This window comes from Streptomyces calvus, from assembly GCF_006782915.1.
GTDB classification, from domain to species: domain Bacteria; phylum Actinomycetota; class Actinomycetes; order Streptomycetales; family Streptomycetaceae; genus Streptomyces; species Streptomyces calvus.
On record NZ_VCNP01000010.1, the window covers coordinates 256,761 to 277,232 of the forward strand.

Annotated in this window: 16 protein-coding genes; 6 read left to right on the plus strand and 10 right to left on the minus strand. The window is 74.2% G+C overall.

The features are described from left to right. The first annotated feature begins 34 nt into the window (after positions 1-34). The 5 genes from FGW31_RS05405 (at position 35) to FGW31_RS05425 (ending at position 5,651) form a co-directional block, all read left to right on the plus strand. A complete protein-coding gene (locus FGW31_RS05405; RefSeq protein WP_142192177.1) occupies positions 35-1,186 on the plus strand; it encodes a polyprenyl synthetase family protein in 1,152 nt (383 codons plus the stop codon). Beyond that, on the plus strand, positions 1,183-2,724 hold the full coding sequence (locus FGW31_RS05410; protein WP_167530002.1) for a phytoene desaturase: 1,542 nt from the start codon (positions 1,183-1,185) through the stop codon (positions 2,722-2,724). The genes FGW31_RS05405 and FGW31_RS05410 overlap by 4 nt, the downstream gene beginning before the upstream one ends. A gap of 214 nt (positions 2,725-2,938) precedes the next feature. Then, on the plus strand, positions 2,939-3,949 hold the full coding sequence (locus FGW31_RS05415) for a DUF5914 domain-containing protein (protein ID WP_142192178.1): 1,011 nt from the start codon (positions 2,939-2,941) through the stop codon (positions 3,947-3,949). A gap of 640 nt (positions 3,950-4,589) precedes the next feature. Beyond that, positions 4,590-5,000, plus strand: coding sequence for a hypothetical protein (locus FGW31_RS05420; RefSeq protein WP_142192179.1), 411 nt, complete (start codon positions 4,590-4,592; stop codon positions 4,998-5,000). Between the two features lie 96 nt (positions 5,001-5,096). Next, positions 5,097-5,651: a hypothetical protein gene (locus tag FGW31_RS05425; protein WP_220510648.1), complete on the plus strand. Its 555-nt coding sequence runs from the start codon at positions 5,097-5,099 to the stop codon at positions 5,649-5,651. Positions 5,652-5,749: 98 nt separating this feature from the next. Here the strand turns inward: FGW31_RS05425 and FGW31_RS05430 are convergent, their stop codons facing one another. From FGW31_RS05430 to FGW31_RS05465, 8 genes are all read right to left on the minus strand, one after another. Continuing rightward, positions 5,750-7,837, minus strand: a complete 2,088-nt coding sequence (locus tag FGW31_RS05430; RefSeq protein ID WP_142192180.1) for an SWIM zinc finger family protein — start codon at positions 7,835-7,837, stop codon at positions 5,750-5,752. Beyond that, entirely contained in the window at positions 7,834-10,902 is a 3,069-nt protein-coding gene (locus FGW31_RS05435; protein WP_233288523.1) for a DEAD/DEAH box helicase, read from the minus strand. Before FGW31_RS05435 ends, FGW31_RS05430 begins: the two co-directional genes overlap by 4 nt. A 517-nt stretch (positions 10,903-11,419) precedes the next feature. Beyond that, positions 11,420-11,998, minus strand: a complete 579-nt coding sequence (locus FGW31_RS05440) for a sugar kinase (protein WP_142192181.1) — start codon at positions 11,996-11,998, stop codon at positions 11,420-11,422. Beyond that, positions 11,995-13,143 carry an ROK family glucokinase gene (locus FGW31_RS05445; RefSeq protein WP_142192182.1) on the minus strand — a complete coding sequence of 383 codons (1,149 nt, stop codon included), beginning with the start codon at positions 13,141-13,143 and terminating at the stop codon, positions 11,995-11,997. The genes FGW31_RS05440 and FGW31_RS05445 overlap by 4 nt, the downstream gene beginning before the upstream one ends. Positions 13,144-13,207: 64 nt before the next feature. Further along, the gene (locus FGW31_RS05450) at positions 13,208-14,050 is read right to left on the minus strand and encodes an ATP-binding cassette domain-containing protein (RefSeq protein ID WP_142192183.1); all 843 of its coding nucleotides are present in this window, start codon (positions 14,048-14,050) and stop codon (positions 13,208-13,210) included. Next, entirely contained in the window at positions 14,047-15,129 is a 1,083-nt protein-coding gene (locus FGW31_RS05455; RefSeq protein ID WP_142192184.1) for an ABC transporter permease, read from the minus strand. The genes FGW31_RS05450 and FGW31_RS05455 overlap by 4 nt, the downstream gene beginning before the upstream one ends. Continuing rightward, complete coding sequence (locus tag FGW31_RS05460; RefSeq protein ID WP_142192185.1) at positions 15,126-16,130, minus strand: sugar ABC transporter substrate-binding protein; 1,005 nt, start codon at positions 16,128-16,130, stop codon at positions 15,126-15,128. Before FGW31_RS05460 ends, FGW31_RS05455 begins: the two co-directional genes overlap by 4 nt. 160 nt (positions 16,131-16,290) lie before the next feature. Next, positions 16,291-17,028 carry a GntR family transcriptional regulator gene (locus FGW31_RS05465; protein ID WP_182674533.1) on the minus strand — a complete coding sequence of 246 codons (738 nt, stop codon included), beginning with the start codon at positions 17,026-17,028 and terminating at the stop codon, positions 16,291-16,293. A 128-nt stretch (positions 17,029-17,156) separates the two neighbouring features. On the opposite strand from FGW31_RS05465, the gene FGW31_RS05470 reads away from it, so the two are divergent. After that, on the plus strand, positions 17,157-18,179 hold the full coding sequence (locus tag FGW31_RS05470) for a Gfo/Idh/MocA family protein (protein WP_142192186.1): 1,023 nt from the start codon (positions 17,157-17,159) through the stop codon (positions 18,177-18,179). 223 nt (positions 18,180-18,402) lie between these two features. Here FGW31_RS05470 and FGW31_RS05480 read toward each other — a convergent pair whose 3' ends face one another. Both FGW31_RS05480 and FGW31_RS05485 read right to left on the minus strand, forming a co-directional pair. Continuing rightward, entirely contained in the window at positions 18,403-19,074 is a 672-nt protein-coding gene (locus FGW31_RS05480) for a response regulator transcription factor (RefSeq protein ID WP_142192188.1), read from the minus strand. A 61-nt stretch (positions 19,075-19,135) separates the two neighbouring features. Beyond that, a complete protein-coding gene (locus FGW31_RS05485; protein WP_142192189.1) occupies positions 19,136-20,386 on the minus strand; it encodes a sensor histidine kinase in 1,251 nt (416 codons plus the stop codon). Positions 20,387-20,472 lie beyond the last annotated feature (86 nt).

Below are 20,472 nucleotides of genomic sequence, written 5' to 3' on the forward strand. Positions count from 1 at the left end.
AGGTGCGGATGACCGAGAGCGAGAAGAGGTTGCGATGCTTGGACTGCCGCCGACGGCGGCCGCACCGGCCGGACCCGTCGACGACCCGCTCACCGCTCCGGACGCCGCACGCGCCGTCGGAGCCGTCCTGGAGGAGATCGTCCAGGCGCGGCTGCGCGAGTCGCGGGCCGTCGATCCCGTCTCCGCCCGGGACCTGTCCGAGCGCCTGGCCGCGCTGGTCGCGCGGGGCGGGAAACGGCTGCGTACGGCGTTCGCGTTCTGCGGCTGGCGCGCGGCCGGCGGCTCGGGCGACACCGGCCCGGTCCTGCGTACCGGTGCCGCCCTCGAACTGCTCCAGGCGTGCGCCCTGGTGCACGACGACGTGATGGACGGATCCCTGCGGCGCAGGGGCGCTCCCGCCCTGCACGTCCAGCTGGCGCGTGCCCACCGGGCCTCCGGCATGCGCGGCTCCGCGGAGTCGTTCGGGACCTCCGCCGCGGTGCTCGCCGGTGACCTGGCGCTGGCGTGGGCGGACGACCTGCTCACGGAGACGGCGCTCGGCACGCCGCACGGCCCGCGCCTGCACCGTGAGTGGCGGGCGATGCGCACCGAGATGGTCGCCGGACAGTACCGCGACCTGCACGCCCAGGCCGCCCGCACGTCCGGCGCCGACGAGGCGCTGGACATCGCCACCCTGAAGAGCGCCCTGTACACCGTCGCCCGTCCGCTCGCCCTGGGCGCGGCGCTGGCCGGGGCGGACGACCGCACCACGGACGCGCTGCGGGCGGCGGGCCGGTGCGCCGGGCTGGCCTTCCAACTGCGCGACGACCTCCTCGGCGCCTTCGGCGATCCGGCGCTGACCGGGAAACCGGCCGACGACGACCTGCGGTCGCGCAAGCCCACCTACCTGCTGGCCACCGCCCGCCGGCTCGCCGACGCCGCCGGGGACCACCGCGCCGCCGCCGTACTGACCGCTGACGCGGAACCGCCGCCGGAACACCAGGACCACGCCGTGGAGCGGATCCGGGCGGCGCTGCGGCGCACCGGCGCCGTGGAGGTGGTGGAGACGAAGATCGGCGAGCTGGCGGCGGCGAGTCTGCGGCACTTCGCGTCCTGCGGCGCGCGCCCGGCCGTGCGGCGCGAGTTCGCCGCGCTGGTCGAACGGGCGTCGGGCGTGGTGCCGCGGCGGGCGGAGGAGGTCGCGTGAGGACGGTGCCGGGGCCGAGTGACCATGTCGTCGTGGTCGGTGCCGGTCTGTCCGGGCTGGCCTGCGCGCTGCACCTGCTGGGCGCGGGACGCCGCGTCACCGTGCTGGAACGGGACGCGGGCCCGGGCGGCCGGGCCGGCCGCGTGGACCTCGGCGGGTTCCAGGTGGACACCGGCCCGACGGTGCTGACCATGCCGCACCTGGCCGACGAGGCGTTCGCGGCCGTCGGTGACAGCCTGCGCCGCCGCGTCGAGCTGATGCCGCTGCACCCGGCCTACCGGGCGTGCTTCGCCGACGGGTCCTCGCTCGACGTGCACTCCGACGGTGAGGCGATGGAGGCGGAGGTGCGGCGGTTCGCCGGACCGGTGGCCGCGGCCGGTTACCGCGCCCTGCGGCAGTGGCTGGAGCGTCTGTACCGGGCGCAGATGCGCCGTTTCATCGACACGAACTTCGACTCGCCCGTCCAGCTGCTGCACCCGGATCTGGCGCGCCTGGCCGCGCTGGGCGGCTTCGGACGGCTGGACGGCCGGATCGGCCGCTTCCTCCCCGACGACCGGCTGCGCCGCGTCTTCTCCTTCCAGGCCCTGTACGCGGGCGTGGCGCCGGGGCGGGCGCTCGCGGCCTATGCGGTGATCGCGTACATGGACACCGTGGCCGGCGTCTGGTTCCCGAAGGGAGGCATGCACGCGCTGCCGCGGGCGATGGCCGACGCGGCGGCGGACGCCGGTGCCGACCTGCGCTGGTCGGCCGAGGTGAGCACGCTGGAACGCTCGGCGGGCCGCGTGCGAGCGGTCCGCCTGGCGTCCGGCGAGCGGATCCCGTGCGACGCGGTGGTGCTGACCTGTGAACTGCCCGCCGCCTACCGGCTGCTGGGCCGCACGCCCCGGCGTCCGGCACGTCTGCGTCACGCGCCGTCCGCGGTGGTCCTGCACGCGGGGACGGACCGCACCTGGTCCCACCTCGCCCACCACACGATCTCGTTCGGCGCCGCGTGGGAGCGCACGTTCGACGAGTTGACGCGTTCGGGAGAGCTGATGAGCGACCCGTCCCTGCTGATCACCCGCCCGACCGCGCACGATCCCGCGCTGGCACCGCCCGGCGGCCACCTCCACTACGTCCTCGCGCCCTGCCCGAACACCACCGTCGGGCCCTCGGCCGAGGCCTGGCGGGACCTCGGTCCCCGTTACCGCGACCGCCTGGTCGGCGAACTGGAGCGCCGGGGCCTGGACGGCTTCGCGGACAGTGTGCGGGAGGAACTGCTGGTGACACCGCTCGACTGGACCGCACAGGGCCATGCGGCGGGCAGTCCCTTCTCGGTCGCGCACACGTTCGCCCAGACGGGGCCGTTCCGGCCGCGCAATCTCGTGCGCGGCGTGGAGAACGTGGTGCTGGCGGGGTGCGGGACCACTCCGGGCGTCGGCGTGCCGACCGTGCTCGTCAGCGGCAAGCTGGCCGCCGCCCGCGTCACCGGGGGCACCGGCCGGCGGACGGGCGCGACGCACGGGCGCGTGGCCGAGCGGGTGGGAGGAACGCGATGAGCCGCGGGTGGCCGCGTGGCCGAACGGGTGCGAGGAACGCGATGAGCCGCGGGTGGCCGCGTGGCCGAACGGGTGGACGCAGTGCGAAGAGCTGCCGTGCGCATGGGCGAGTGGATGACCGAGTGGATGACCGAGTGGGTGGCCGAGTGGATGGGCGAGTGGATGGGTGGAGCGCGATGGCGGGGTGTGTCGTCGGGCGGAAGGGAGGGGTGCGATGAGCGGCCGGGCGGGCGGGAGGCGTTGGACACCGCCGTTGCGGCGCCGCCGTCGGGGTCCCGGCTGGGCGGCGCAGACGCCGACGTGGCAGCGGGCGCGGCCGGCGCTCATCGCCGACGCGCTCAAGCGGGCGTCCGCCCGCCCGTCCGGCAACTGGTTCGTGGTCTGCGCCTCCCGGGAGGTGCGCGCCGGAGGCCGTCCGTTCGGCAGGACGGTCGGCGGCGCGGAGGTGGTGCTGTGGCGCTCGGACGGCGGTGAGCTGCGGGCGGGTCCGGGTGCCTGTCCGCATCTGGGCGCTCCCCTGCGCGACAGCCGGGTGGTGTGCGGCACCCTGGTGTGCCACTGGCACGGACTGGCCCTGAACGGTTCGCCGTTCGCCGGCTGGCAGCCGTTCCCGGTGCACGACGACGGCGTACTGGTGTGGGTGCGGCTGGACGAAGTCGGCGGCGAGGAGCCCACCGCCCGGCCGGTGGTGCCCGTGCGCCCGGCGGCGGGCAGCGGGGTGGACGCCGTGTTCACGGCGACGGGCCGGTGCGAACCGCAGGACGTGGTGGCCAACCGGCTCGACCCGTGGCACGGATCGTGGTTCCACCCTTACTCGTTCGTCGACCTGACCGTGGTGCGGGAGCCGGGGGGTGAGGAGGACGACGTGTTCGTCGTCGACGTCTCCTTCCGGGTGGCCGGGCGTCTGGTGGTGCCGGTGCGGGCCGAGTTCGCCGCGCCGGAGCCGCGCACGGTCGTCATGCGGATCACCGACGGCGAGGGCGCCACGTCGGTGGTGGAGACCCATGCGACGCCGCTGACCGGTCCGGACGACGACCGTCCGCGCACCGCCGTGATCGAGGCTGTGGTCGCCGTATCGGACCGGCCGGGCTTCGCGCTCGCCCGGGCCGCCGCCCCCGTGCTGCGCCCGCTGATGCGCCGTACCGCGGGGCGTCTGTGGCGGGACGACCTGGCGTACGCCGAACGCCGCTGGGCGCTGCGCAGCACCGGACGGTTCCACGGTTGACCCGGCGCCGGGCGCCCGGACGGCCGCGCGGCACCGGCACCGGCACCGGCACCGGCACCGGCACACCGTGCGCTGTGGGAGGGCGGTCGTCCCGGCGCGCCGCGTGGGAGCACCCGCGATCTGTTGTGATGTGCCGCCGCCCGCGGCTGGAGGTATTCACTGAATTCGTCTGCACCGCCGAACTCGAAGTATTCGATCTCCAGGACGTGATTCTCCTGCCCGCGTCGAACCACCGGTCGGCATTTCCGAACCGGGCGTCTTCGCCGATCCACCGAAACAGCGCTGTGCCAGTCCGGTCAGCCGTCGAGAGTCCTGTCAACTGACGTCAGGTACAGGGGTATTGCGGAAGAATTCGGAAGGCCACCGCCTCAAACATCGAATTTTTGCCCGCTTTGTCCAGGCGGTGGACCAGGCGTGCTGCCGTGCGGTATAAACCCCCGGTTCCTTGCCGGAAAGGCGCGCGAGAATCACGCGCCCGACGAAAGCCGCATCCACAGCAATGGCCGAAACCACGGAAGAAGAAGCGAGAACATCAGGCTCCGTCAGCCCTGAAAGCACCGAAGGCGCCGGAAAGGATTCGGCCGACCCGGCCGGAGGAACGACCGAAAAGGGCGGTCGTGGCGACCGGGCCGGTTTCATCGTGGCCGGTGCGGTGCTCGTCGCCTGCCTGGGCCTCGTCCTGTACGGCGTCCTGGGCACGGAGGACGGAACCGGCGACGACGAGCCGAAGGTGCCGACGGCCGCCGTGACCTACGAGGTCACCGGTGAGGGAAGCGTCGACGTCAGCTACCTCGGCCGCAGCGAGAAGGGCACGGCGACCGTCGAGAAGAACGTCGAACTGCCCTGGAAGAAGACGGTGCAGGTGCCGCTGGGCCGGCCGCCCACGGTCGGCATCGTCCTGGACGCCGAGGGCGGGCAGGCCCGTTGCGCCCTCGCCATCCGCGGCAAGCACGTCCAGAGCTCCACCGCGTCGGGCTCCTACGGCCGCGCCACCTGCGCCGGCGAACTGCCCGCACCTCCCAGCACCGACCCGCCGGCCGACAACGGCTGACGGGATCCTCCCGGGACGGCCCGCCCCTCGGGCGCCGTCACCGGTGTCAACGCCCGCCGCGCCGGGGCGACCCGGCCGTCAACGCAAGGGGACCGAATGAAGACCGCGATACGCCTGGGCAGTGCCTGCGCCGTGCTGCTCACCGCCCTGCTCGTCGCACCCGCCGCGTCCGCGGCCGACCTGTCCGGCGCAAAGGCCGACCGGTCGGCCGGGATCGTGGAGATCCAGGGCATCAAGGTCGAACGGCAGGCGACGGCGGAGACCAAGCGGATCATCGAGTCCGACGCCCGGGTCGCCACCGCCACCGCCAATGTGTGCGGTTCGGGCTACACCATCTCCACCGGCGCCGCCCGCTACGGCACCTACGGCACCACCTACACCTGGACCAACGGCACCACCACCGGCGACTCGTACTACGACAAGCCGATCTGTGCCGTCTTCTTCAACGACACCGGCTACACCCGCTACATGGGCATCCGCCTGAAGGACAACTACACCTCCACGGCCGACGTCGAGGACTTCGGTGCGTACCGCTCCTACGCCGGGCCCGTGTACCAGAAGCGCGGCTACTGCGGAAAGGCGTACTCCTACATGGAGATCGGCGGCACGGCCGTCGTCGACAACTACCTCACCGTCGGCTCCTGCAACTGACGCCGTCCCGCGCGGTGCCACGTCCCCGGTGCGGTGCGGGGCGCGGCACCGCGCGGCGCACCGCCCTACGACGTCACCTGCGGCTCCGCCGCCGTCCCTCACAGGTCGTCCGGTGTGTCCAGGCCGGTGAGGGCGCCCACCGGGTCGGGGTCCGGGGTGCCGCGGGGCCACCAGTCGTCGTGGCCCGGCTCGGACTCGTAGGCGTACCACAGGTTGTCGCGGCCGAGGCGGAGCTGCACGTGACCGCGGGGATGGGTGAGGCGGTTGCGCCAGGGACGGAAGGCGGGGAGGTCGGCGGCGAGGAGGAGGGGACGGGCGCGGTCGAAACGGCCGGCCGGCGGGTCCCAGGGCTCCTCCAGGACGGCGAGGCCGGTGCGTCCGCCCTGGCGCCAGGCGGCGACCGCCCGCGCCAGCTCGGCGGGGGTGCGGCCGACGGCGGTGGCGAGGGACGAGTACAGGGCGCGTGTCGCCGCGGTCAGGCCGGACCCGGGCCGGGCCGCGGCCAGGCGCACCGCGTCGTGCCACAGGGTGAGCCCGCCCACCGGGTCGCGGCCGGTGGTCAGCAGGGCGTGCGCACGGGCGGCGGCGTCGGTGGCCAGCTGGTCCAGCGCGAACGGGTCCGGTCCACCCGGGGACGCGGGGTACACGGGCGGCTGTTCGGGGTGCGGCGGCGGAGGCAGTGGGGCCGGGAGCGGGGGCAGGACGCGGTCGCGCCGGGCGAGGACCTCCGCGGCGCGTACGCCGGGCAGCGGCTCGGGGTCCCTGTCCCGGGCGGCGCGGGCCGCGCGGGCGGCGCTGAGCCGGGACAGCGCGTCGATCACTTCGCGTTCGCCGCGTCCGCGCAGCAGGAGCAGTACGAACGGGTCGGCGTCGAGCAGCCGGGCGGTCTGGTAGCACAGGGCCGCGGCGTGCTTGCAGGGGTGACCGGAGTCGGGGCAGCTGCAGCGCGGGTCGAGGTCGCCGGGGCCGGGCAGCAGCGGGACCCCGCAGTCGGCGGGGGACTGGGGCATCTCCTTGTCCAGCAGGGCCGCGATGTGGCCGGGCCGTTCGGCGGCGGCGTCCAGGAACCGCTCCCAGTCGGCGTCCCCGAACGTCCGCAGCCGCACCTGCACGCGGTACGGCCGCGGGCGACTGCCCCGTACGTAGGCGAGAACGAGCCCCGGCGTGACGGTGATGGCGTCGACGTGGCCCTGCTCGGCGTAGCCGCGGCCGCGGGCCAGGCGGGCGGCATCCAGCGCCCCGTCCTCCAGCGCGGTGACCCACGCCCTCCCCCACCAGGTCTCGGCGAACCCTTCACCGTCCGAGGGGCGGGGCGGAAACGCGGGGAAGGTACGCCGGTGGTCCCCGTCCCGGCCGGGCGCGGCCATGGAACGGGGCGCGTGCGGCATGGGCGCGGGAGCGTGGGCGGGCTCGAGGGAGGCCTGGGAGTGGGCGGGGTCGCCGGGGTCGGGCGTGGAGTCGCGGACGCCGTCGCGCGGGGTGTGGGCGGGGTCGCGGTGGGCGGGGCCGGAGAGGTCGCGGGGGGCGGCCGGATCCGGAGCCGGGGTGTGGGGTGCCGGAGGGCCTGAAGTTCCTCGGCCTGGGCGGGTGTCGGGCGGCGTGGGTGCCTGGGGTGTCGTGGTGCGTGAAGTCGCCGTGCGCCGTGGGCGGTCGGCGGGGGCCGGGTCCCGTTGCGGGTCGTCCGCCGCGTCGGGCATGCGGAAGGCGTCGGCGAGGGCCGCGCGGACCGCACGCGCCCGGTCGTCGGCCGCACGGTCGCCGCGGGTGGTGCGCGGGAGGCGGGGAGCGGGTGCCGCGGGCCGCGTACGGGGCGGCCGGTCGTCCGCCTCGGCGCGGGCGCGCAGCGCCTCCGCACGCGCCGACCGCAACGCCTCCCGCGCGATGTCACCGGGCCGACGAGCAGGACGGGACTCGTCGGCCGGACGGGACTCGTCGGCCGGACGGGGCTCGTCGGCCGGACGGGGCGCCGGAGCGGTGGCCGACTGGCCCGAGGAGGCGGGCTGGTCAGACGTCCGGCCCGGGGTCGTCTCCGCCCCGGCGGCCGGCTGGTCCGACGCCCGGTTCTCGGAGGGCTCCGCACCGGTGTGCGGGTGATCGGGTGTGCCGGACGGCACCGGTCCGCGGCGCGCCCGCTCGCGCGCCGCGCGCAGCGCCTCCCGGGCCTCGTCGGACGGGCGGGGTGTCATGCCGGCCTCCGCAGGGACACCAGGTCGGACAGCTCACGGTCGGAGAGCTCCGTGAGGGCCGACTCGCCGGAGCCGAGGATCGCGTCGGCGAGGGCGCGCTTGGACTCCAGCATCTCCGCGATGCGGTCCTCGACCGTGCCCTCGGTGACCAGACGGTGGACCTGCACCGGCTGGGTCTGGCCGATGCGGTAGGCGCGGTCGGTGGCCTGCTCCTCGACCGCGGGATTCCACCAGCGGTCGAAGTGGACGACATGGCCCGCGCGGGTGAGGTTGAGTCCGGTGCCGGCGGCCTTCAGGGACAGCACGAGCACCGGGGTGGCCCCGCTCTGGAAGCGGTCCACCATGCGCTCCCGCTCCGGCACCGGCGTACCGCCGTGGAGGAGGTCGACCGGGACGGCGCGTCCGGCGAGGTGCGCGGTGATCAGCCGAGCCATCCCGACGTACTGCGTGAACACCAGGGCCGAACCGTCCTCGGCGAGCAGCGTGTCCAACAGCTCGTCCAGCAGGGCGAGTTTGCCGGAACGGGCGGCGAGCCGGTCGCCTCCGGCCCGTGCGGCCTCCTCCTTCAGGAACAGCGCGGGATGGTCGCAGATCTGCTTCAGAGAGGTCAGCAGTTTCAGCACCAGACCGCGCCGGCCCATCCCCTGCGCCGTCTCGATGGCGGCCATCGACTCACGCACCACCGCCTCGTACAGCGCGGCCTGTTCGCGGGTGAGCGGTACCGGGTGGTCCGTCTCGGTCTTGGGCGGGAGTTCGGGCACGATGCCGGGGTCGGACTTCTTGCGCCGCAGCAGGAAGGGGCGGACGAGTCGGGCCAGGCGCTCGGCCGCCTCCTCGTCCTCGCCGGTCTCCACCGCGCGCGCGTGCCGGGCGCGGAAGGACTTCAGCGGGCCGAGCAGTCCGGGCGTCGTCCAGTCGAGCAGGGCCCACAGCTCGGAGAGGTTGTTCTCCACCGGTGTGCCGGTGAGGGCCACGCGCGCGGGCGCCGGGATGGTGCGCAGGGCTTTCGCGGTCGCGGAGTGGGGGTTCTTGACGTGCTGTGCCTCGTCGGCGACGACCATGCCCCAGGGGCGTTCGGCCAGCGCGGGCGCGGCGGAGCGCATGGTGCCGTAGGTGGTGAGGACGAAGCCGCCGTCCAGGTCGTCCAGGCTGCGGTCGGGGCCGTGGAAGCGGCGCACCGGGACGCCGGGCGCGAACCGGGTGATCTCCCGCTGCCAGTTGCCGAGCAGCGAGGCCGGGCAGACGACCAGCGTGGGCTCGCTGCGGGCGCGTTTGAGGTGCAGCGCGATCAGGGTGATCGTCTTGCCGAGGCCCATGTCGTCGGCGAGGCAGCCGCCGAGGCCGAGTGACGTCATGAGGTCGAGCCAGGCCAGGCCCCGGAGTTGGTAGTCGCGCAGGGTCGCGTCGAGGCCGGGCGGCGGTTCCGCGGGCACGACGCCGGTGATCAGGCGGTCGCGGAGGGCGGCGAGGGCGCCGGCGGGGACCGCCTCGACCGTCTCGCCGTCGACCTCGGCGGTGCCGGTGAGGGCGACGGACAGCGCGTCGACCGGGTCGAGCAGGCCCAGGTCCCGTTTGCGGGCCTTGCGCACCAGCGCCGGGTCGACCAGCACCCACTGGTCGCGCAGCCGCACCACCGGCCGGTGGGCCTCGGCGAGCGCGTCCATCTCCGCCTCGGTGAGCGGGTCGCCGCGGAGGGCGAGCTGCCAGCCGAACCGCAGCAGGTCCTCGCTCTCGAAGAAGCCGGTGCCGTCGGTCGCGGAACCGGGCGCGGGTCGGACCACCGCCGTGGCGGTGAGGTCCTGGGCGAGGTCACGGGGCCAGTGCACCGCGACACCCGCCGCGGCGAGCCGGGTCGCCGCCACGCCGAGCAGATCGCTCAGCTCGTCCTCGGACAGTGCCAGCACATCGGGCACGTCCTGGTCGCAGAGCCGGTCCAGAGGTGGCCAGACGCGGGCCGCGCGGCGCACCGCGAGCGCCGCGTCCACCCGTGCGCGGGGACCGAAGTCGCCGTCCGCGTCGCCCGCCCACAGCGCCGCCGCGTCGGCCACCAGGGTCGGGTCGGCGAGGCTGTGCACCTGCACGATCGCCGCGCCCGCACCCCGCGCGGCGCCGCGCCCGCCGCCGGGGGCCGCGCCGGCGTCGAACAGGTCGTACGCGGACAGGTCCAGGCGGAGCGAGATCCGTACCCCGGCGTCCATGCCGGCGGCGACCTCGGCGGCCCAGTCGTGGGCGTCGGGCAGCCGCTGCGCCTTCCGCGCGGCGAACGGCAGTCCGGAGGCGTACGGCGCGGCCGGTGTGCGGGGCAGGGTGTCGGCGACCGCGTCCAGGAAGGCGCGCACCAGCGCCTCCGGCCGGGGCAGGCGGAGCGGGCCGGGGCCGGGCAGCGGCACGGCGTGGCCCTCGTGGGGCAGGGCGGCGGCCACCGCGCGCAGGTGCGCCACGTCGTCCCGGTCGAGCGGGCCGGCCCGCCAGGCGTCGTGTCCGGTGGCGGTCAGGCCGGGCAGCAGCCGGCCGCGGGCGGTGAGCCGCAGGGCGTGCAGGGCGGCGGCGCCCCAGCAGGCGGTGGCGGGGTGGGCCGCGGGGTCGTGCCGGGCGCGGACCAGCAGCGGCAGCGCCTCGTCGACGGGGAGGGAGAAGGCCGGTACCGTCCGCCGCCGGACCCCGCTGCCGTGCGGCCGGACGACGGTGAGTTCGGTGCGCCGGACCGCCCCCGTGCCGCCCGCCCCACCGACCTCCGGCCCACCATGATCGAGCAGCCCGTGGTCGAGCGGGTCGCCGGCGAGCGGGTCGTCACCGGGCGGGCCCTCGGCGAGCGGGCCCTCGGCGAGCGGGCCGTCGGTGAGCGGCGCGGTGTCCAGCGGTTCGGGGCCCAGCGGGCCTTTGCCGGGCGTGCCGGCACCGGTCGTCCCGTCCGGGCCCGGCTCGGGGTCGTAGAAGGCGATCCTGCCCTCGCGCGGGAGGGGCGCGGGCAGGAAGACGGCGGCGAGCCGGACGGGGACCTCCGCCCCGCCCGCGCCGTCGCCTCCGGTGGTCTCCCGGCCGGCCGTCACGGTCCGCTCACTCATACGTCTGGTCACCTCCCGCCCGCGTGTCGGATCAGTCGTCTTCGACTCTACGGGCGGGGTCTGACATCCGGCCCCGGCGGCCGGCCCGGCACGGCACGCGGGCCGACGGCGCGGTGCGCGCAGCGCCGCGGCTCACGGCACGACGCGCCCGGTCCGCGCCCGCGCAGAGGCCTCAAGGCCCCGCCGGCGCAGACACGGGCACACACCACCCGGAGCCTCCGCGCACCGGGCCGGAAACGCAGGCACACGACCGGAGACCCCACCACGCCACCCGAGCCGCCGAAGACGCGGGCACACACCACCCCGAGCCTCCACGCACCCCGCCGGAAACGCAGGCACACGACCGGAGACCCCACGACGCCGCCCAAGCCGCCGCAGACACAGGCAGACACCGCCCTGAGCCTCCGACCACCCCGCCGGAAACGCAGGCACACGACCGGAGACCCGACCACGCCGCCCGAGCCGCCGGAGACGCGGGCACACACCACCCCAAGCCTCCGACCACCCCGCCGGAGGCTCAGGGCACGGTGCGGGAGACGACGTACACCCTCGGGTAGCCCGGCTTGTCGTGGTTGACGACGACGTCGTGCGTGGGCGCCGGGTTCTCCTGCTCGTGGACGAGGCCCGACCAGGTGCCGGGACCGTCGAAGGTCCAGCCGGTGACGTCCCGGTCGCGGTCGCTGATCGTGATGTCGTCCCGCTCGAGATCGCTCTGCTGGACGCCCATGGCGGTGAGGAAGGCGCTCAGGCCCGCGTCCGTCGTCTCGAACTCGACGTACAGGCGGCTGGTCTTCCAGTTGTTGGTCTCGTAACTGGCCACCCACCAGGCCGGGTTGGGGATGGGCACCTGGTAGAGGCGGCGCTGGAGCTTGGACGGCCAGCCCTCGGTCAGGCCGGTCGCGGAGTACCTGGCCTCCTTGTCCTTGCCGCTGGCCCGGCTCTGGCCCGCGGAGATCACCAGATAGCCGGCCGGGATGCCGATGAGCAGCACGATGATCAGCAGGGTGAGGGCCCGGCGGCGGATCATGTGCCGGCGGTCCTCGGCCGGGTGCGGTGCCTCCGGGACGCCTGCCTGCTGGGGGAACTCCGCGGTCACAGCGACTCCTGAGTGGTGCGACGGGCCTCCGCGTACCGCTCGTAGCGTTCGTACCGCTCGACCCGGCGGCGCTTGGCGCGGCGGAAGCGGCGGGCGACCAGCCGGGCGAGGTCGGCGGCGCCGACCATGCCGGCCTCGGGGCCGAGCTGGGCGCGGACGATACGGGCCTCGGGGCGGTAGCCGCGGCCGGTGAGGTGGCGCTTGAAGGCGTCCCGGGCGGGGCCGATGAGCAGGTCGTCGGCGGCCGAGACGCCGCCGCCGATGACGAAGCAGGACGGGTCGAGGGCGGCGGCGAGGTTGGCGATGCCGACGCCGAGCCACTGCCCGATGTCCTGGAGCAATTCGATGCACATGGCGTCGCCCTCGCGGGCCAGCTCGGTGATCATCGGGCCGCTGATGTCGGCGATGTTGCCCTTGACGTGCTCGATGATCCCGTAGGCGACCGGTGAGTCGGCGGCGGCCAGTTCGCGCGCCTCGCGGACCAGTGCGTTGCCGGAGCTGTACTGCTCCCAGCAGCCGCGGTTGCCGCACGGGCAGCGGTGGCCGCCGGGGACGACCTGCATGTGCCCGAACTCGCCGGCGACGCCGTACTTGCCGCGCTTGACCTGGCCGTCCTCCAGGATCGCGCCGCCGATGCCGGTACCGAGCGTGATCATGACGAGGTGGTCCTCGCCGCGGCCGGCGCCGAAGCGCCACTCGGCCCAGGCGGCGGTGTTGGCGTCGTTGTCCACCAGGACGGGGACCGCGAGGCGGCCCGCGATGCGGTCGCGCAGGGGTTCGTTGCGCCAGGACAGGTGGGGGGCGAACAGCACGCGGTTGCGGTCGGCGTCGACCCAGCCGGCCGCGCCGATGCCGACGGCGTGCACGTCGTGCCGGTCGGACAGGTCCAGCACCAGTTCGACGATGGTGTCCTCGACCACCTTCGGGCTCTTGGACTTGTCCGGCGTCTCCGTGCGGAGCCGCTCCAGGATGTTGCCGTCGGCGTCGACGACGCCCGCCATGACCTTGGTGCCGCCGATGTCGATGCCCACCGTCGGGACCCGGGGCGCCGTCAGGTGCGAGCGGCGCTCCCGGGTGCCGACGGTTCTCAGGACCGTGGCACGGCGGGAGCCGATGGGGGCGGTGAAGTCGCGGTAGGTGCTCATCGTGTGCGATTCTGCCGCACCCGTGCCCCGATCGTGGTGCGGGGCGGGTGGGGGGTGGTGCGGATCATGGCCGGGTTCCGGTCGGTCGGGGCGGTTCGCCTTCTCCCCCGTTCCCCTGGCGGCGTTGCAGCTCGTGGCGCAGGTCGTCGAGCTCGTTGCCGCCCGCCATCTGCCGTGTCAGCTCCTCCAGCGTGATCCCGTCCCGTCGGTGGTTGCCGACCATGGTGCCCCGCTTCAGCAGGACGAATCGGTCACCCACCAGATACGCGTGATGCGGGTTGTGTGTGATCAAAACGACGCCCAGGCCCTGCTCACGTGCCGCCGACACATACCTCAGGACGACGCCCGACTGTTTGACGCCGAGCGCGGCCGTCGGCTCGTCCAGCACCAGGACCTTCGCGCCGAAGTGCACGGCGCGGGCGATCGCCACGCACTGGCGTTCGCCGCCGGAGAGCGTGCCGATGGGCTGGTCGACGTCGCGCAGGTCGATGCCCATGCGGAGCAGTTCCGTCCGGGTGGTGCGGCGCATGTGGTCGACGTCCATGCGCCGGAAGGGGACGATGCCCTTGCGCGGCTCGGAGCCGAGGAAGAAGTTCCGCCACACCGGCATGAGCGGGACGACGGCGAGGTCCTGGTGGACGGTGGCGATGCCGCGGTCGAGCGCGTCGCGCGGGGAGGTCAGGCGGGTTTCCTCGCCGTCGAGGGCGAGGGTGCCGCCGTCGTGGCCGTGCAGCCCCGCGATGATCTTGATCAGGGTGGACTTGCCGGCGCCGTTGTCGCCGAGCACGCAGGTGATCTCACCGGCGTGCACTTCCAGGGACACGCCGTCCAGGGCGCGGACCCGGCCGTAGTGCTTGCCGACGCCGGACAGTTCCACGAGCGGTGTGCGGGGGTCGGTGCGTGTCATGCCGTGGCCTCCGCGCGGCGGCGTACCCAGGTGTTGAGGAGGGTGGCGAGGAGGAGCATCGCGCCGAGGAAGAACGTGAACCAGTCCGGGTTCCACTCGGCGAAGACGATGCCCTTGCTGGTCATGCCGAACAGCAGCGCGCCGACCGCCGAGCCGGCCGCGCTGCCGTACCCGCCGGTGATCAGGCAGCCGCCGATGACGGCCGCGACGATGTAGATCAGCTCGTTGCCGACGCCCTCGCCGGACTGCACGACGTCGTAGCTGAAGAGCAGGTGCTGGCCGCAGATCCAGGCGCCGAGGGCCACGCCCATGTAGAGGGCGGTCCTGGTAGCGGTCACCGGGACGCCGACCGCGCGGGCGGCGTGTTCGTTGCCGCCGACCGCGAAGATCCAGTTGCCTGCGCGGGTGCGCAGCAGGATCCAGCTGCCGAGGGCGACCAGGGCGAGCCACCACACGACGGTGACCTTGATCTGCATGCCGCCGACGGTGAACGACGAGGCGAACAGGGCTCGTGCGCCGGCGAAGCCCTCCATGTCGGCGATCGTCTTGGTGGAGACGGTGCCGCTGATCAGTTTGGTGAGGCCGAGGTTGAGGCCGGTCAGCATCAGGAAGGTGCCGAGGGTGACGATGAAGCTCGGCAGCCGGGTGCGGGCGAGGACGACGCCGTTGAAGGCGCCGAGGGCGAGCGTGAGGAGCAGGGACACGCCGACGCCGACCCACACGTTGGCGGTCATCTGGTAGCTGACCATCGACGACATCAGCGCCGAGGAGGTGACCAGGACACCGGCCGACAGGTCGAACTCGCCGCCGATCATCAGCAGCGCGACGGGGACGGCCATGATGCCGATCGTGGAGGACGCGTAGAGCACCGTGCCGAGGCTGGAGGCGCGCAGGAAGCTGTCGGCGGCGAGGGCGAAGCAGCAGAAGACGGCGACGGCACCGGCGAGGGAGCCGAGCTCGGGGCGGCTCAGCAGTCGCCGCAGCAGCGGCGACGCCGCACCGCGCAGAAACCTTTCATCAGAGGTGTCGGAGCTTCGGGAGACCGTCTCCTCGTCCACCTCGGCGGTCGTCGTGCTCATCGGGTGCCCCGCTTCGTGTAGGCCTCGAGCGCGGCGGCGTCCTTGCCGGTGACGATCTGCGGCCCGGTGAGCACCGGCCGGCCGCCGCCCAGGACGTCGGCGTTGTAGCGGTACAGCCACAGCAGGTCGACCGCCTCGTAGCCCTGGAGGTGCGGCTGCTGGTCGACGGCGAAGCCGAGGCTGCCGTCCCTCAGGCCGGCGGCCACCTTGGCGTTGAGGTCGAAGGTGTCGACCTCGGCGTCGCTGCCCGCGCCCTCGCGGGCCTGCACCGCGGTGTCGGCGTAGGGGGCGCCGAGCGTGACGACGGCGTCCACGGCCGGGTCGGACTGGAGCCGGGCCTCGATCGCCGACTGCACGTCGGGCATGCTCGTGCCGTTGACGTGCAGCCGTACGAGCGTGCCGTCGAAGGTCCCGGCCACGCCGTCGCAGCGCTGCTCGTGACCGACGTTGCCCTGCTCGTGCAGGACGCACAGGGCCTTCGTGCGGCCCCGCGTGTTCAGCTCCTCGCCGACGGCCTCGCCGGCGATCGACTCGTCCTGGCCGATGTGGGTGAGCGCGCCGAACTCCTTCGACTCGGCGGAACCGGAGTTCACGGTGACCACCGGGATGCCCGCCGCGCGGGCCCGGGCCAGCGACGCCTTCATCGCGTCCGGCTTGGCCAGGGTGACGATGATGCCGTCGACCTTCTTGTCGACGGCCGCGTCGACGAGCTGCGCCTGCTGCTGCGCCTCGTCGTCGTGGGAGTACAGGAAGCGGATGTTGTCCTTCACGGCGGCCTGTTCGGCACCGTTGCGGACGATGTCCCAGAAGGTGTCGCCGTCTCCCGCGTGCGTGATCATGGCGAAGGTCCAGCGCGGGGTGTTCACCGCCGCCCGGCCCTGGGCCGCCGCGCCCGCGCGGGCGTCCTCCGCCCGTTTGCCGCCGGTACTGCTGCACGCGGCGAGCGTGAGGCCCAGCGCCCCCGCCACCGCGATGCCCACCCAGGTCCGAAACCGTGCCACGAGGACGTGCCCTTCTTGCTGTGCTCTTGCGTGCGCATGGGGCTGATGACCACACCAGCCCCAAACGCCCCATTCTCGAACACGGGCACCGGGCGGCTCCGCGCGGGGACGGACCGCCGGTCACATTGTCCGGACATTGCGACGAAGCGCCGCCCGCTCCTCAGGGCCGTACGAGCAGCTGGAACTCGAAGGAGTAGCGGGACGGCCGGTAGGTGTGCGTACCGAACTCCACCGCGCGGCCGGTGTCGTCGAAGGTGACGCGCTGCATGGTGAGCAGCGGGGCGCCGGTCTGCTCGTCCAGCCGCTCGGCCTCGCCCGCGGTGGCGGCGCGGGCGCCGATGGTCTGGCGGGCGCTGTGCAGGGTGATCCCGGCGGCCCGCATCAGCCGGTACAGACCGGTGGCCTCCAGCTGCCCGGTGTCCAGGTCGAGCAGGCCGGGCGGCAGGAAGTTGCACAGGTACGCCATCGGCTCGCCGTGCGTGAACCGCAGCCGCTCGATGCGGTGCACCTCGCCGTCCTCGGCCACCCCGAGCGCCGCCGCGACCTCGGCCGACGCCGCGACCACGGTGTTGACCAGCACCTTGGTGCCGGGTCGCTGCCCGGCCGCCTCCAGGTCGTCGTAGAGGCTGCTGAGTTCCAGCGGGCGCTTGACCTGGCTGTGCACGACCTGGGTGCCGACGCCGCGGCGGCGCACCAGGAGTCCCTTGTCGACGAGGGACTGGATGGCCTGGCGCACGGTCGGCCGGGACAGGCCGAGCCGCCCGGCGAGTTCGATCTCGTTGCCCAGCAGCGTGCCCGGCGTCAGCGCGCCGCGCTCGATGGCGGCCTCCAGCTGCTGGGACAGCTGGAAGTACAACGGCACGGGAGAGCCGCGGTCCACGCTCAGGTCCAGCTGCACGGTCGGGTCCACTTCTGGTTTCGGCACGGCCCGAGCGTAGCTCCGCACGCTGTTGACGGGAAGTTGTGTAGTTCGATTGTCCGGACATACGGATTGACAGGGAGCGGCGCGGGCTCCACTTTGATTCCATGCGCATCGGGGTCATCGGTACGGGCCGTCTCGGCACCATTCACGCCCACACACTCAGCAGGCACCGCGACGTCGGCTCCCTGATCCTCACGGACGTGGAGCCGGCGCGGGCCCAGGCCCTCGCCCACCGGCTCGGTGAGACGGCGGCGCCCGGGGTGGACGAGATCTACACCTGGGGGGTGGACGCCGTGGTGATCACGACGGCCACCTCCGCACACGCCGACCTGATCGGCCGGGCGGCCCGTGCAGGGCTGCCCGTGTTCTGCGAGAAGCCCATCGCCCTGGACCTGCCGGGCACGTTACAGGCGATCACGGAGGTCGAGACCGCAGGCACGGTCCTGCAGATGGGGTTCCAGCGCCGGTTCGACGCCGGCTACACCGGCGCGCGCGAGGCCGTGCGCTCCGGGCGGCTCGGACGGCTGCACACCGTACGGGCGACGAGCAGTGACGCCGAGCCGCCGCCCGCCGGCTATCTGCCGCTGTCCGGCGGGCTGTACCGGGACACCCTGATCCACGACTTCGACATCCTGCGCTGGGTGACCGGCCGCGAGGTCGTGGACGTCTACGCCGCGGGCTCCGACGCCGGGCCGCCGATGTTCCGGGAGGCGGGCGACGTGGACACCGGCGCGGCGCTGCTCACCCTCGACGACGGCACCCTGGCCACGGTGACCGCGACCCGGATGAACGGCGCGGGTTACGACGTGCGCATGGAACTCGCCGGGGAGCGCGACCAGATCGTCGTCGGCCTCGACGACCGTACGCCGATCGCATCCACCGAGCCGAGCGGCCCGCCGGCCGCGGACAAGCCGTGGACCGGGTTCCTGGAGCGGTTCGCGCCCGCGTACGAGGCGGAGCTGATCGCGTTCGTCGAGGTGGTGCGGGGCGAGCGGGCCAACCCCTGCGACGGGCGCGAGGCCCTCCAGGCGCTGCTGATCGCGGAGGCGTGCGAACGGTCCCGCCGCGAGCGCAGACCCGTCCGGCCGGCGGAGCTGGTGGGCGGGGCGACGGCGGCGTTCACCTGAGACGGGACGCCGGCGCTCCTTGCGGCTGTTGCGGACCTAGGGTCTGTCGTTCGGATCAGCGCGGCTGTGAGGTGCGGTGTTCTATCGACCGGCCCGAGCGGGGTCCGGTGCGTGCAGCTGCAAGGCGGAGGAGGGCGACAACGCGGAGCGTTGGCAACCGACGACAACGCCGCAGATGCGCGTGCCGGACCCCGCGACCCCGGGATGATCCAAACGACAGACCCTAGCTGTCGGTGTCCTCCAACAGGCCGGCGTCGTGGGCGAGCAGGGCGATCTGCACCCGGTTGTTGAGGCCGAGCCTGGCCAGGATGCGGGACACGTGGGTCTTGACCGTGGCCACGCTCATGTAGAGCCCGGCGGCGATCTCGGCGTTGGCCAGGCCGCGGCCGACGGCGACGGCGACCTCGCGTTCGCGGTCGTTGAGTCCGGCGATCCGCTCGCGTGCGCGGGTGCGCCGCGCGTCGGCGGAGGAGCCGGCCGCGTGGGCCATCAACTGCCGGGTGACGGCGGGCGAGAGGACCGGGTCGCCGGCCGCGACCCGGCGCACCGCGGTGACGATCTCGGCGGGCGGGGTGTCCTTGAGGACGAAGCCGGCGGCTCCCGCGCGCAGCGCCCGCAGCACCTGCTCGTCGGCGTGGAAGGTGGTGAGCACCACCACCTGCGGCGCGTCCTCGCGGCGGCGCAGCGCCTCGGTCGCGGTGAGGCCGTCCACCGCCGGCATCCGGATGTCCATGAGGACCACGTCGGGGCGGGTGCGGTCGACGAGGTCCGCGACCTCGCCGCCGTCGGCGGCCTCGCCGACGATCTCGATGTCGTCGGCGCCTCCCAGCATGAAGGACAACCCGGCCCGCACCAGCGGGTCGTCGTCGACGAGGAGCACTCGGATGGCAGTCATGGGCGGTACGTAATCACGGCCGGGCCGGTCCGCGCCGCCCGCCGGCCGCCCCGGGGCCGGTTCAGCGCCACGGCAGCCGTGCCCGTACCTCGAACCCGCCGTCGGCGGTGGGCTCGTGCTCCAGGGTGCCGCCCGCGAGGGTCGCCCGTTCGGCGAGCCCGATCAGCCCCTGTCCGGCCCCGGGAACATCCGGTACGTCCCCCTCCGGAGCGGGATTGCGCACGGTCACGGTGAGGTCCTGCCCCGGGCCGCCGGTGACGGTCACGGTGACCTCGGTGCCGGGGGCGTGCTTGCGGGCGTTGGTCAGGCCCTCCTGGACGATCCGGTAGGCGGTGCGGCCCACGGAGGCGGGGACGTCGGCGGGGCCGGTGACCCGGTGGTCCAGGATCACCTTCATGCCGGCCTGCCGGGACTCGGCGACCAGTGTGCCGAGCGCCGACAGCGTCGGCTGCGGCCGGCCCGTGTCGTCGCCGTCCCCGGCCCGCAGCACACCGATGATCTCGCGCAGGTCCTGCAGCGCCTCGTGCGCGCTCTCCCGGATGACGCCGGCCGCCCGGGCGATCTCCTCGCGCGGGGCGTCCGGCCGGAACTCCAGGGCGCCGGCGTGCACGCTGAGCAGGGTCAGCCGGTGTGCCAGCACGTCGTGCATCTCCCGGGCGATGGCCTCGCGGGCGAGCCGTTGCGCCTGCTCGGCCCGCAGCCGCGCCTCCGTCTCGGCGCGCCGGGCCCGGTCCCGCAGGCTCAGCATCAACTGCCGTTTGGACCGGACGAACATGCCCCAGCCGACGACGGCGGCCGTGAGCACCACGAAGAGGACGACCGAGGGCAGGTACGCCAGGTCGGGGTCGGGCCGCCACCAGAAGTAGAGCGGTACGAGGACGAGTTGGGCGCCGCCGATCCAGGCGACGTACCGGAAGGGCCGGTGCACGGCGAGCGTGAACAGGGCGATCACGGCGACGCCGCCGGAGGTTTCCGAGACGAAGCCCACCGGGACCATCGCGGCGGCCAGGTGGAACGGCCACCGCCGGCGCAGCCAGATCGCGGCGCAGGACAGCGCGCCCAGCACCTGGTCGGCGGCGGCCAGCGACTCGGGGACGCGGGGGTTGGCGCTGAGCGCGTCGGCGCCGAGCAGGCCCACCCCGGTGGCCAGCAGGAAGCAGGAGAAGTCGACGAGCCAGTCGCGCACGGTGCGCCGGGGCCGGCGTCCGGTGCGGGCTTCGTCGGGGGCGAGTTCGTGGAGGAGGGCGGACGGGAAGAACCACCGTCGTTCCGTGAACTCCGCGGCGCCGCGCGGCGCCTTGTCACCAGTCACGGTCGGCAAATCTACGCAGCGCCGGCCCGGACGGCCGGGTCGTGACGGAATGCGCTACCCAAGTAGCACGACCGCAGACTTTCGGC

What these genes read in the sequence shown, in the direction of transcription:
- FGW31_RS05405 (WP_142192177.1), top strand. Translation starts at nt 35, where the DNA reads ATGCTTGGACTGCCGCCGACGGCGGCCGCACCGGCCGGACCCGTCGAC.
- FGW31_RS05415 (WP_142192178.1), top strand. Translation starts at nt 2,939, where the DNA reads ATGAGCGGCCGGGCGGGCGGGAGGCGTTGGACACCGCCGTTGCGGCGC.
- FGW31_RS05425 (WP_220510648.1), top strand. Translation starts at nt 5,097, where the DNA reads ATGAAGACCGCGATACGCCTGGGCAGTGCCTGCGCCGTGCTGCTCACC.
- FGW31_RS05430 (WP_142192180.1), bottom strand. Translation starts at nt 7,837, where the DNA reads ATGACACCCCGCCCGTCCGACGAGGCCCGGGAGGCGCTGCGCGCGGCG.
- FGW31_RS05435 (WP_233288523.1), bottom strand. Translation starts at nt 10,902, where the DNA reads ATGAGTGAGCGGACCGTGACGGCCGGCCGGGAGACCACCGGAGGCGAC.
- FGW31_RS05445 (WP_142192182.1), bottom strand. Translation starts at nt 13,143, where the DNA reads ATGAGCACCTACCGCGACTTCACCGCCCCCATCGGCTCCCGCCGTGCC.
- FGW31_RS05450 (WP_142192183.1), bottom strand. Translation starts at nt 14,050, where the DNA reads ATGACACGCACCGACCCCCGCACACCGCTCGTGGAACTGTCCGGCGTC.
- FGW31_RS05455 (WP_142192184.1), bottom strand. Translation starts at nt 15,129, where the DNA reads ATGAGCACGACGACCGCCGAGGTGGACGAGGAGACGGTCTCCCGAAGC.
- FGW31_RS05470 (WP_142192186.1), top strand. Translation starts at nt 17,157, where the DNA reads ATGCGCATCGGGGTCATCGGTACGGGCCGTCTCGGCACCATTCACGCC.
- FGW31_RS05480 (WP_142192188.1), bottom strand. Translation starts at nt 19,074, where the DNA reads ATGACTGCCATCCGAGTGCTCCTCGTCGACGACGACCCGCTGGTGCGG.